The sequence below is a fragment of the Pseudomonas sp. WC1 genome (assembly GCF_050586565.1).
GTDB lineage: Bacteria > Pseudomonadota > Gammaproteobacteria > Pseudomonadales > Pseudomonadaceae > Aquipseudomonas.
In genome coordinates this window covers 67,533-78,706 of sequence record NZ_JBOBDQ010000010.1, presented here as the reverse complement: position 1 = coordinate 78,706, position 11,174 = coordinate 67,533, and the positions used below count along the sequence as shown (strand labels likewise).

The window sequence follows — 11,174 nt, the reverse complement described above, 5'->3', positions numbered from 1 at the left end:
TTATCCATTGAGCGCATGGGCGATGCCGTTGGCCACAGCGATCTCCATGCGTCTCCAGTGTTCGTCATCCAGCCACTTGGCCAGGCCCATGTTCTCTATCGAGGGCTCTGCACCAGGCAGCCAGCGATTGGTGAGGGCCAGCAACTGGCCCAGCCCGTTTTCCGTCAGGCGGTCGGCGTGCTCGAGGACTTTTTTACGATCACGTCAACGTTGGGGGCGTACTCCTCCATGAGAGCGCCGGCCAGTTGCATGGTCATGACCGGGTTGCCCAGGAGCGGTTTCAGGTTGGCACGCTGGTCTTGGTGCACGGTGGTGACGAGCAGGTTATTGGCCGGTGCGACCTTATTGTTCTGGGTCATGCTGTTGAAGTACTTAGTCACGTCAGCAGGGGTCAGGGTGAAGGTGAAATCCTGTTCGCCCAGCTCCAGGGTGATCTCGCGGCGGTCGGTCATGGTGTTGCTCCAGTGGTTGGTTGGTTGGTGGAAAAGGTGCGAATGTGGTCCTGCAGGCCGAGGATCATTTGCCGGCTGAGGACGAGCTGATCCCGGAGGGTGAAATAATCCGATCGAGCGTCTGCTGCGAGTTCGGCGGGTCCTGCATCAGCCATGCCGGCGCCGGCGGAATCGGTGCGCACAGCGACGGTGGGGCAACTGGCTTTGACGAGCAGCCGCTGATCGCGAAGATCAACAGCGAGCTGCAGATCCTTGTTGTTCTTGAGCGCATCGTTCAGCTCCTGGGTGTGTTTGCTGTCCAGGGCGGCGGCTTTGGCCAGCCGCTCACCGGTGATTCGGGCGGCTTCGCGCAAGCCTGCGGCCTCGTCCTGGGCCAGGTCGCGCTCCGACCGGGCGTTGTCGCGCTGTTGCAGGACTAGGTCGATAGCGAACCAGGCCGCGCCGGCGGCGAGCAGCACGACCAGCAGCAGGCGGAATGGGGAAATGGTCATGCGGCGCACAGCCTCGCTTCATCCAGTCGGCGAGCGTGCAGCCCGGGTACGAACCGCTTGTAGCCCTTGGCATCGCTGACGTAGGCCCAGACAGGGCGGCCATCAGCGCCCCAGGCAAGCGCCCGACAGCCTTCCGCGATGCGGCCCGCATTGATGAGACCCACGGCCCGGCTCGCACAGGTCGACGGTACGCCCACGTTGTGGCCGTGGCTGCTCAGAGCGTCGAACGTGTCCTGGGTGATGTTGGGGTTGGTCAGGCAGTCGGCCAGGGCCAGCTGGCCCTTCTCCACCACCAGCTTTTCCACCTCGGCGCAGCGCTCGGGGGACCAGTAGTCGCCCACGATTACCGGATAGGGGCTGGTGTGGCGGGTGACGCCCATGCACACAGTCGGCAGGCCCCGGGCCAGCTTGTCGGCGTAGACCACGTTCTGGCCCTCGCCTTCCCACTTGCCCAGGAACGCCATCAGGGTGCTGCTGCCCAGTACCAGGCTGATGGTGCCGGCGATGATCCGATTGCGCAGGCTCATGACTTAATCTTCCAGGTGCGGAGCATCTGCCTGTACTTGGGGGCCAGCAGAACGATCTGCAGCACCATGTAGAGCGCGGTCAGCATGTAGGCGACTGAGGACCAGTCGACGGTGCCCGTTGCGCCGGTCGCGGCCACGCCGATCGCGGGTGCGGCCTTGGCAACGGCGATGGCGGTGTCTTGGGCGGCCTGGTTCGCGCTCATCGCTGGGCCCCTTTCTCGAAAGTGGATTGGCACGGTACGCAACGGGTCTTTCCGCCCAGGGCGCGGCGAGCCTGGGGGATCTCGTTGCCACAGTCTTCGCAGTGGCTCAGGCTCGGCCCACTCGACGGCGCCTGGGCCAGGGCTGCGGCGATCGCCTGGTCACGCTGACGCTGTTCCAGGGCTTGGGCGCGATCGAACGGGCAGACCATCAGCTCAGGCCCTCGATCTCGGACGCGGCGAGATACGGCACGCCGTTGATGTGGATGAAGTCCGGACTGGTGACGTCGAACGGCACCTTGTGCTTCGACTTCTCGCCGCCTTTGGGGTCGACGCTGAGCAGGCTGGAGACTTTCAGGCGGCAGCCGAAGGCCTCCACCTTCAGCTCCTGGTCACCTGCAGAGCCGAAGAACACGCTGTCGAATACGCCCAGTTGGCGGAAGCTGCCGGCGGTGCGCGCAGCCTCGATCAGCAGGTTGAAGTTCATGCTGTCGAATTCAAATTCACCGCTGGCCGAGACGTCACCGTCGACGTAGCCGTCCGGTACGCCCCGGGTTTGCGCCACGGCGCTGTTGTCGGTGATATCGAGAGTGCAGGACTCGACGTGCACCTGCAGGTCGCCCACGCTGATATCGAAGTTCTTGCCGCCAATGCGGGACATAGGGACTCCTGGTTACTCGTTGGAAAGGTCGAGGGCGATGTTCGCGGTGAGGTCTTTCGGGCAGTTCAGCGGGGTGAGCTTGATGTAAACCTCGATGCGGGTCTTGGTGACCCAGGTCAGGACGATGTCGCCATCCTTCGGGTGTTCGATCTCCCCAGGGAACTGCTCGCCCGCGAACGTGGTGGACTTGGCCATCGCTCGCAGTGGTTTCATGAACGCAGTGACGGCGGCCGCCATGCTGGCCGGGCTGTTGTTGAGCCGGCGATCACCGACACGGCGGATCAGCAGCGGCCGGATCTGGCGAGCGGCCTTGTCGGCCAGGCGCAGGTACTCGATCACCAGGTAGTCGCTGGCCGGCGCGTCCAGCATGTTGCCATCGCCCCAGTACACTCCCGGGTAGTCCGGGTAAGTCTGGGAAACCGAGAATCGATCGGCATCCAGTGCAGCGCGGACAGCGGATGGGAGCGGAATGCCTTCCTTGTCCTTCGGTACCGCGCCGAGCCCAAGCACTGCGCCGGTTGCCACGCGCATAGGGCTGTCGGCGATGCTCACGGCGGCGTTGGCCAGCCGGCCGGCGAGCACGCCCAGGTCGTTGCCGTGCAACTGAGGCACAACCAGGACACGGGCCGCCATCAAGTCCTTGATGATTGCCTTCTGCGCTGCTGCGTATTCCGCCCAGGTCTGTTCAGCACCGATGCCTACAGTGGCGGCCATCACAAACAGACGACGCCCGTAGGTGTTGCTGACTGCGGTCGCGGCATCGTTCATCGCGGCCAGCTCGGCGCCGGCGGTCACGGGGGTGGTGATTACTGCGGCTTCGACGGAATAGCCCTGCTGCTGGGCCTTTTCGAGCGCGCCCTGCCAACTGCCATCTGCGCCGATCGGGGCCGCGATGCATGCCCAGCGGTCGCCACCGTTCAATCGTGCAGCTGTGATCTGGGTTTTCAGGTCGCTTGCCGGCACGCCCAGCATGGCGTCCAAGTCGCTGTCAGTGTTGAGCTGCAGCAGCTGTCCGACGTTCTTGCCGGCGGGGCCGATGAAAAGGAAATAGCGCTCGATCTCGGTCACGGCACCCTGGCCGAGGTTGAGATTGTTCACGCTGACTTTGCCGAGTGCCATGCGATGCCTCGTTAACGGGGTGAGTTGATGATTTGATCAAGCAGGAGGTTGAGCAGGTCGCGGTTCTCCTGCTCGTTGCCAGCGCCCAGGAACTGCCGCTTGGGCAGCTTGATTTCCCAGCTCTGCGCGCCGGTGGACTCGCCGCGTTCCTCGTCCAGGACGCGGATCAGCACGCCGGCCTGCATGTAGCTGACGTTCTCGAGGATCCATGACACTGGGGGACGGCTCAGCCGCTTCTTGCCGGCCTGGCGCACGCGAAAGCCCAGTCGGCGCAGCCGCTTGGCCTGCTTATCGGTGCTCTTGGCGCCTTCCTCGACTCGGTTCCAGCGGCGCATCTGCTGCGCGGTGCGGCGTTCGGAAGCGCCGTTGTGCTGCTGGGAGGCCACCCAACTGGTCAGGTTGTTCTTCCAGCCCAAGACAGCCTCGTCGGCCTCCACGCGGGTGACCTGCAGCAGCTTGCCCAAGCCGGCCTCCATCTTCTTCTTGCCAGCGTCAGCATCGCGACGCGGTGCGAATGGCGAGCCGTCCAGGTTCTGCTGGTTGCGAATGCGCTTGCGGCTCAGGCTTCGGGCACGGGTGCCCAGGCGGTTGAGCAGGCGCCGGCGCAGCTTAGGCGGCAGTACCAGCAGATCTAGCTGGGCCTGTGCATCGAGTAGGCCGCGCACGTCCATGTCGAGGGTGCTACGCGCCATGCGCCACCTCGCCCTGCTCTGCTACCCACAGCTCGGCCTGGCCCAGGCCGTACTTCTTGCCGCCGGACTCGATCTGACCGTTCGGATCCTCGACCAGGTGCTGCCCTTCCTCGAATTCGATGGTCAGTTCTACGTCGAACAGGTCGTTGTCCAGGGGCTCGACAGCGAACGCGGGCACCGGCAGGTCGTCGCCACGGTCTGGATCGTTCGACTCCAGCCACGAGCCGACCAGGGCCATGAGCAGCGACGGGTTGCCGGCAAAGCGCTCAAGAACGATCACGGCCCGGTAGCGCAGGTCGCCCATGTGCATGCCGCCGTTGCCGGTGGGTTTCCAGATCAGGTCCAGACTCAGCTGGTCGGTCCAGCTGTCCAGCTGCTCCGGCAGTACCAGGTTGGCCTCGAGGAGGTAGGCCGTCATGGCCTGGAGCTTGTTCACAGCAAGGCCGCCGTGATGCGGCTGCGGCCCTGCAGGGCACGGACAGCGGCCTGACTGAACGCCAGGAAGGTGTCGGCGCGCTCGGGGGCTTCCTTGCCGGTGTTCTCGGCCACTTCGCGGCGGGTAACGGTCGCAAAGTCGGTCAGGGCGGTGGCCTTGGCCCGGCAGTACACGGCGCGCTTGTACAGCTTCACCTTGTAAGCCCGCTCCTGCAGGAGCAGCGGGTCGGCGGTGGCCACTTCGGTGATGCCGAGGCTTTGCCAGCTCGCCATCAGGCGGGCCAGGTCAGTGTTCACGTCGCCCATGGCCAGTACAAGTTGAGTGACCAGCACCTCGCTCAGGTACTCACCCGGCAGGCGGTAAGCCTTCTGGTATTCAGCCAGCGAGAGGTCCGGCCAAAAGCCGTTGTTCTCGATGGTCTGCTCTACGACCGTGGTAGGTTTGCCTGAAAAGCTCATTGCTGGCCACTCGAATAGGGCGGGAAACACCGTTGCCACGGGGCGGGCCATAAATGGTCGACTCGTTTCACGGGTTCCCGCTGGGGGGGTAGTCGGTTACGGGGTGATGGCCGCCGGCACCACTGGCGCCGACTGCAGCTTGGCCAAGGCCTTGTGAGCGTTCTCGATCCGAGTGCCTACGCCGACCTTGGGATACAGCTTGACCGCGCGTTCCAGATGCACGATCGCCTTGGCCCATTCCTGGCCTTCCACGGCTCGAATACCGAGCAGCTTGTGGTACTTGGCCGGGATCTGCTCCGGTACATCCCACTCACCATCCACTCGCGGCAGCAGCTCGGACAGGTAAGGCTCAGGGCTACGACCGGCCTTGTGCTCGTCGTAGGCCCATGCGTACACGGCATCAGCGACAAAGGTCGGGATGTCGCGCTTGAAGCGCTCCGGCATTACCTGACCCTGCTCGATGGCGATGTCTGCCAGCGCCAGGGCGTCCTCGAACTGGGCGGTATCGAACAGCCAGACCATGACCATCACCATGACGCGATTCGGGTACACCATGCCGGACGCCAAGTAGCGGTCGATGTACTCCTGATACTTGGGCAGCAGCTCGTTGCGCTTGAGGTCCTGTTTGGTGGTCAGGGCCTTGATATCGCTCAAGCGAGCCAGATCCTCATCCAGACCAGCCTCCATCAGCGCCAAGTGCTTGCGAGCGTTCGCAGGGCTACTCAGCGCCTCAGCAGGCGAGTACGCCAGCGTGGCGGCGGTAGCTGCAGCTGTCACAGCTGCAGCCCCCATGGCAAGGGTCCGGCGCTTGTGCGCCAGGGCCAGGCTCACTTGGCCACCTCGATGTTCTCCATCAGGCCGGCCTTCTCCAGCTGCTCGACCACATAGCCCTCGTTGCGGCTGTTGTAGTCCTCGACACGGGAGCGCTTCGGATTGTCGACGGTCTGCTTACGCCAGCTGGTGTCCTGGTAGTAGATCGACAGGTTGTCGAAGCTGGTGACCAGGATCGCGTCCACCGGGAAGTTCGGCACGCTGTAAGCCGCCAAGCCGCCATAGGTGGCGATCACCTGGGCCAACTCGATGCGCTCTTTCTCGGTCGGGGTATCAGCCTGCTTGCTGTACAGCTTCGCCTTGTCAGCTGCCAGCAGGTCGGAACCGATGATGGCCACCAGGTCGCCGTTCTCGCGCAGACGCTCATCCACCAACTGCTTGGCGTCATGTACTGCGGCGTCGAGGTTCGCGTAGTCGCCATCGGCGCCAATGACGATCTTGCCGGCCACCTTGCCTTGGGCCACCACCTGGTGCGGTGCCTGGGTGCGCAAGATCTGCAGCCAGCCGATGTTCACGTCCTGGAGCAGCGGGTACTGGGTGATGTCGGTATCGATGGCCACGTGGGTACCGTGGAAGCCGATCATTATGCGGTCCAGGGCGATCTGCTTCTGCACGGCGGCAGAATAACGCTGATGGAAGTCAGGGAACTTGGCCCAGGCATCGATCTTGGCGTACGGCAGGCCGACATCGGACTGGGTGTCGTGCAGCTCGTACTGATTGTTGTCCAAACCGGAGGCATCCTTGGCCTCACGATCGGTGGTCTTGGTGTTGGTGCGGCCAGTCACCGGGCCATTGGTACCGATGAAGACCTTTTCGCCCTTGATCTCGGTCACCGGAACGACGTTGATCCGCTCCAGGAAGTCCGACTTCGCAGTGATCGCGTCGTTCAGTTCCTGGGTGATCGACGGTTCTACACTGAACTGCGTGCTGACCAGGTTAACGCCATAGCTCTCGGCCATGGCCAACTGCAGATTGGCGAACATTTCCGCGCCGTAGGCGCTCAGGTTACGGGCCATGTCAGAACACCCGCTTCTTCGGGGTGGCGGCAGGGCCGGTGGAGCGCGGCAACTTGCGACCGGTTGGGGTGTTCTGCAGGGCGGTGAACTGCTGCTGGAGGCCCGCCAGGGCTTTCAGTACAGCTTTGTTGCTGGCACCGCCGTTGCGGGCGTACTCGCGCTGCTCCTCGGCGGTCGTGACGATGTCGTCAACCGCGGACTGGACGTCATCGATCGGAGCCTGCTCAGGCTCTGGTGCATCCTCGGCGGCGGGCTCGATCACTGCCTGAATGCCGGCGGCGACAACGAGCAGCTGAGCCAGCAGGGCCTTCAAGGCCGTTGCGGTAGCTTCATCCATTGGGGGTTTGCTCTCGGTGGTGGTGGGTTCGGTTTCGGTGTTGCCTTCGTCGGCGGCGAAGCGCTTGAACAGCTTGGTGAGGAGGTTGGTCAGCTTGCCGATTTCGCCCTTCGGCTCGTCCTCAAACGGACCCAGCTCCTGAGAAGCCGCGAAATAGGTGTGCTTGCCGGCCCTGGCCGAGAAGTAGAGCTCCTGGGTGCCGACGCTGGCCGGCTCGTCGGTCACGGCGATACCGCGCAGGTAAGCCTTGCCGCGACCCCGGAAGTTCGGGTCGATTTCGATGCTGGAGAACAACTTTTCGCCCATGTCGTTGAGGCGCAGAAGTTTGTCGTTGGGCTTCAGTTGCGCCTCCAGCGCCAGCGCCCCCTCCTCAAGGTCGTCAGCCTTCTCAACGAGGCGAACGGCGTAGACGGTTCCGAACGCGCCGTAGCACCGTTCGTGCTCGCACCAGATGACCGCCGTGTAAAGCGCAGGGTCATAGGTTTCCGCCATGTCGCGCAGTTCCTGAGGAAGGATCTCGCGCCCATCAACGGTCGGGCCGCTTACGGCTACACGCTTCCAGTAGGAGACAAGGGATCGAGGCATGTCGGGACAGTGCTCAGTAATGGTCGACGAGGTCAGAGGCCCCCACCATAGGCACCGGAAACAGCCCGGCCAAACGCTTTAATTCCGGATGTTTCCTACTTTTCAAATCTAGGAGAAACGCGAAGTTTTCCCCGGCGTTTCGGCGCGGTTCGCCGCATAGACTGCGGCGCATGAACTACTCCATCGAAGTCAAAGAGGCCGCCAAACGCCTCTACCTACGCCGGGCATCGGTGAAGGAAATCCAGGCTCAGTTGAAGCTGCCCAATGTGCGGATCATCTATTACTGGATCCGCCAGGGATCGTGGGACGAGATGCTTACGGATGAGGAGCCGGTCACTGCAGTGAGCCGGCGAATCACGCTCATCCTGGAAAAGACTGATGCCTTGACGAAGGGCGAGCTGGACGAGCTGGAGCGCCTGACCGCACTGCGCGAGCGCCTGCTCAAGCAATCGAGCAGGCCGCCGGCGCCGGTGAATGACGCTGCAGCTGATCACGACCAGGACGAACGGCGCGGGCAACGCCGTGAGCGTCGAGATCGGGGCGACAAGGGCGATCGAGGGGGCAAGCGCAAAGAGAAGAAGGCCAAGAACGACATCAGCGGCCTGACCGAGGTGGACTTCCTGGACAAGTTCATCTCCAAAATGTACGGCTACCAGAAAGAGCTGTTCGCCGCCAAACTCAATCCTCTCACCTGCAGGATCCGCAACATCCTCAAGAGCCGGCAGGTCGGGCTGACGTACTACTTTGCCGGCGAGGCCTTCATGGACGCCGTGCTGACCGGCGACAACCAGGTGTTCCTGTCGGCCAGCCGCGCCCAGTCGGAGATTTTCCGCAGCTACATCGTGTCGTTCGCCCAGGAGTGGTTCGGCATCGAGCTGACCGGCAACCCGATCACGCTCAGCAACGGTGCCGAGCTGCGGTTCCTGTCTACCAACAGCAGCACCGCACAGGGCTACCACGGTCACGTCTACGTCGATGAGTATTTCTGGATCCGTGACTTCGAGAAGCTGAGCAAAGTGGCCAGTGCCATGGGCACCCACAAGAAGTGGCGCAAGACCTACTTTTCGACACCCAGCGCCGTATCGCACCAGGCGTACCCGTTCTGGACCGGCGAGGGCTACCGCAACAGCAAGCGGGGCAAACCCACTGCCAACGACTGGCCCGGCGAAGCGGCATACACCCAAGGCGCGCTGTGCCCGGATGGTCAATGGCGCAAGACGATCACCCTGGACGATGCCATCGCCGGCGGCTGCGACCTGTTCGACGTCGACCAACTGCAGCAGGAGTATGACGAAGACAGCTTCCAGCAGCTGTTCTACTGCAAGTTCATCGACAGCACGCAGAGCGCGTTCGGCCTCAAGGACCTGGAACGCGCCTACTCCGACCTCTCGCTTTGGGACGACTTCAACCCAGACGATGCGCGTCCGTTCGCTAATCGCCCTGTCTGGGTCGGCTACGACCCGAGCCGAACCCGGGACGACGCCACGTGTGTGGTGGTCGCCCCGCCGGACGACCCAGGCGGCAAGTTCAGGATCCTGGAGAAGCACAGCTGGCGTGGACAGTCGTTCACGTTCCAGGCCGCCCAGGTCAAGAAGATCACCGAGCGCTTCAACGTGCAGCACATCGGCATCGATACAACCGGCGTCGGCTATGGCGTCTACGACCTGGTCAAGGACTTCTACCCACGGGTGATGCAGATCCACTACAGCCTCGAGACGAAAACCAGGCTGGTACTCAAGGCCCAGGACGTCATCCAGGCGGGCCGCATCGAGTGGGACGCCGGCTGGACCGACATCGCCCAGGCCTTCCTGACGATCAAGCGCGGCACCACCAACGGCGGGCAGATCACGTTCAGCGCGTCCAGGACCGAGGCCACCGGCCACGCCGACATCGCCTGGTCGATCATGCACGCCCTCTACAACGAGCCACTGAACACCAATAAGCGGCGCCGCAGCCGCTACCTCACGAGCGGAACCAATGCCCAAACGACGCAGAAACAGCAAGGCAGCGCCGCCGGCGCGGTCGCAACAGCCCACCAGGATGTTCACCTTCGGAGAGCCGGAGCAGGTCCTCAGCGGCAACATCGGCGAGTACCTGGGCGTGTTCCCGAGCGACGACGGCGAGATCTACAAGCCGCCGGTGTCGCGGGCAGGCCTGGCCAAGCTGTTGCGCGCCAACGCGCACCACGGCGCAATCCCCAAGTTCAAGCGCAATCTGATGCTGCGTGAGTTCATCGCCTCCCAGGGCTGCAGCGCGCAGACCATGGCCAAGGCCGCGCTGGACTACATGGTCTTCGGGGAGGCGTATTTCTACCGGATCCCGAACGCCTTCGGGCAGACGGTGGAGCTGGACCACCTGATGGCCATCAACATGCGGGTGAAGGTCATGGGCGGCTATCGCATGCTGCTGCCGGACAACAAATTCGAGGACTTCGACCAGGACGAGATCGTCCACATCAAGGATTACGACGTCGAGCAGAACATCTACGGGATCCCCGACTACCTGGGCGGCCTGCAGGCTCTGCTGCTGAACGAGGCCGCGACCCTCTTCCGCCGGCGCTATTACAGCAACGGCGCGCACGCTGGGTACATCTTCTACACCAACGACCCGGACCTGACCGAGGAGGACGAGAACGAGCTGCGCGCCCAGATCAGCGCGAGCAAGGGCGTGGGCAACTTCCGATCGATGTTCGTGAACATCCCCGGCGGTGCCGAGAACGCAATCAAGATCATCCCGGTGGGCGACTTCCAGGCCAAGGACGAGCTGGAGAAGGTCAAGAACATCACCCGCAACGACGTTATCGCCGCCTGGCGTATGAACCCGGCCCTGGCGGGGATCATCCCCGAAACCACCGGCGGTTTCGGGGACATCGAAAAGATCGATCGCGTGTACACAAGCAACGAAATTCGGCCCATCTGCCAGCTGTTCTGCCAGGTGAATGACCACCTCAGGGAGGACAGGAAAATTGGCTGGAAAGATCCGCAAAAGACCGATTAAAGCACTACATCTAGTAACGTTTCATAGGTGATTCAACTGCCAAATGACGGCATAATGATGGCGCATCTGAACCCTGGGGAGGGACACCATGCGAGTCAACTGCACGACTTGTGGCCATAAAGGCCGGATCAGTTCGCGGGAGGAGGTCACCCGCGCCTACGTCAAGCTCTACTGCCAGTGCCTGGACGCCCAGTGCGGCCACACCTGGGTATCAACCCTGTCGTTTTCGCATACGTTGAGGCCGTCAGCCCAGCAACTGGACACCCTGATCCTCGATCGCTTCAAGAGCCTGCCGGCGGATATGCAGCGGAAGCTGTTCGAACACATGGGGCAGACCAGGCCTACAGCCTGACAGCACCGCCGGCCTTCGGG

The 11,174-nt window shown here is 63.1% G+C and carries 17 protein-coding genes; 3 read left to right on the top strand and 14 right to left on the bottom strand.

What is annotated here, in order from left to right; translation table 11 throughout:
• The 14 genes from ACQ4OD_RS07100 to ACQ4OD_RS07035 all read right to left on the bottom strand — a co-directional run bounded on the left by ACQ4OD_RS07100 (position 1) and on the right by ACQ4OD_RS07035 (position 7,805).
• Complete coding sequence (locus ACQ4OD_RS07100; protein ID WP_413697903.1) at positions 1-144, bottom strand: DUF6890 family protein; 144 nt, start codon at positions 142-144, stop codon at positions 1-3.
• A gap of 20 nt (positions 145-164) precedes the next feature.
• Entirely contained in the window at positions 165-452 is a 288-nt protein-coding gene (locus tag ACQ4OD_RS07095) for a putative phage tail assembly chaperone (protein WP_430944081.1), read from the bottom strand.
• Positions 449-943, bottom strand: coding sequence for a lysis system i-spanin subunit Rz (locus ACQ4OD_RS07090; protein WP_430944080.1), 495 nt, complete (start codon positions 941-943; stop codon positions 449-451). The genes ACQ4OD_RS07095 and ACQ4OD_RS07090 overlap by 4 nt, the downstream gene beginning before the upstream one ends.
• Positions 940-1,470 (bottom strand): lysozyme, encoded by a 531-nt coding sequence (locus ACQ4OD_RS07085; RefSeq protein WP_430944079.1) that lies wholly within the window; start codon positions 1,468-1,470, stop codon positions 940-942. Before ACQ4OD_RS07085 ends, ACQ4OD_RS07090 begins: the two co-directional genes overlap by 4 nt.
• Positions 1,467-1,673 carry a hypothetical protein gene (locus tag ACQ4OD_RS07080; RefSeq protein ID WP_430944078.1) on the bottom strand — a complete coding sequence of 69 codons (207 nt, stop codon included), beginning with the start codon at positions 1,671-1,673 and terminating at the stop codon, positions 1,467-1,469. Before ACQ4OD_RS07080 ends, ACQ4OD_RS07085 begins: the two co-directional genes overlap by 4 nt.
• Positions 1,670-1,882, bottom strand: coding sequence for a TraR/DksA C4-type zinc finger protein (locus ACQ4OD_RS07075; protein WP_430944077.1), 213 nt, complete (start codon positions 1,880-1,882; stop codon positions 1,670-1,672). The genes ACQ4OD_RS07080 and ACQ4OD_RS07075 overlap by 4 nt, the downstream gene beginning before the upstream one ends.
• Positions 1,882-2,331 carry a phage protein gene (locus tag ACQ4OD_RS07070; protein ID WP_095155755.1) on the bottom strand — a complete coding sequence of 150 codons (450 nt, stop codon included), beginning with the start codon at positions 2,329-2,331 and terminating at the stop codon, positions 1,882-1,884. Before ACQ4OD_RS07070 ends, ACQ4OD_RS07075 begins: the two co-directional genes overlap by 1 nt.
• 12 nt (positions 2,332-2,343) lie before the next feature.
• Positions 2,344-3,450 carry a DUF2586 domain-containing protein gene (locus ACQ4OD_RS07065; RefSeq protein WP_430944076.1) on the bottom strand — a complete coding sequence of 369 codons (1,107 nt, stop codon included), beginning with the start codon at positions 3,448-3,450 and terminating at the stop codon, positions 2,344-2,346.
• Between the two features lie 11 nt (positions 3,451-3,461).
• On the bottom strand, positions 3,462-4,142 hold the full coding sequence (locus tag ACQ4OD_RS07060; RefSeq protein WP_430944075.1) for a phage virion morphogenesis protein: 681 nt from the start codon (positions 4,140-4,142) through the stop codon (positions 3,462-3,464).
• Positions 4,132-4,578 (bottom strand): phage tail protein, encoded by a 447-nt coding sequence (locus ACQ4OD_RS07055; protein ID WP_430944074.1) that lies wholly within the window; start codon positions 4,576-4,578, stop codon positions 4,132-4,134. The genes ACQ4OD_RS07060 and ACQ4OD_RS07055 overlap by 11 nt, the downstream gene beginning before the upstream one ends.
• A complete protein-coding gene (locus ACQ4OD_RS07050) occupies positions 4,575-5,036 on the bottom strand; it encodes a head completion/stabilization protein (RefSeq protein WP_330126130.1) in 462 nt (153 codons plus the stop codon). The genes ACQ4OD_RS07055 and ACQ4OD_RS07050 overlap by 4 nt, the downstream gene beginning before the upstream one ends.
• 96 nt (positions 5,037-5,132) lie before the next feature.
• Positions 5,133-5,867 (bottom strand): phage terminase small subunit, encoded by a 735-nt coding sequence (gpM, locus tag ACQ4OD_RS07045; RefSeq protein ID WP_430944073.1) that lies wholly within the window; start codon positions 5,865-5,867, stop codon positions 5,133-5,135.
• Positions 5,864-6,883: a phage major capsid protein, P2 family gene (locus ACQ4OD_RS07040; protein WP_330126128.1), complete on the bottom strand. Its 1,020-nt coding sequence runs from the start codon at positions 6,881-6,883 to the stop codon at positions 5,864-5,866. The genes gpM and ACQ4OD_RS07040 overlap by 4 nt, the downstream gene beginning before the upstream one ends.
• Position 6,884: 1 nt before the next feature.
• A complete protein-coding gene (locus tag ACQ4OD_RS07035) occupies positions 6,885-7,805 on the bottom strand; it encodes a GPO family capsid scaffolding protein (RefSeq protein ID WP_430944072.1) in 921 nt (306 codons plus the stop codon).
• A gap of 170 nt (positions 7,806-7,975) precedes the next feature.
• Here ACQ4OD_RS07035 and ACQ4OD_RS07030 point away from each other — a divergent pair, with 170 nt between their 5' ends.
• From ACQ4OD_RS07030 to ACQ4OD_RS07020, 3 genes are all read left to right on the top strand, one after another.
• Positions 7,976-10,033 (top strand): terminase large subunit domain-containing protein, encoded by a 2,058-nt coding sequence (locus ACQ4OD_RS07030; protein WP_430944071.1) that lies wholly within the window; start codon positions 7,976-7,978, stop codon positions 10,031-10,033.
• A complete protein-coding gene (locus ACQ4OD_RS07025) occupies positions 9,945-10,802 on the top strand; it encodes a phage portal protein (RefSeq protein WP_430944105.1) in 858 nt (285 codons plus the stop codon). Before ACQ4OD_RS07030 ends, ACQ4OD_RS07025 begins: the two co-directional genes overlap by 89 nt.
• Before the next feature lie 88 nt (positions 10,803-10,890).
• A complete protein-coding gene (locus ACQ4OD_RS07020) occupies positions 10,891-11,154 on the top strand; it encodes an ogr/Delta-like zinc finger family protein (RefSeq protein ID WP_371349921.1) in 264 nt (87 codons plus the stop codon).
• Positions 11,155-11,174 lie beyond the last annotated feature (20 nt).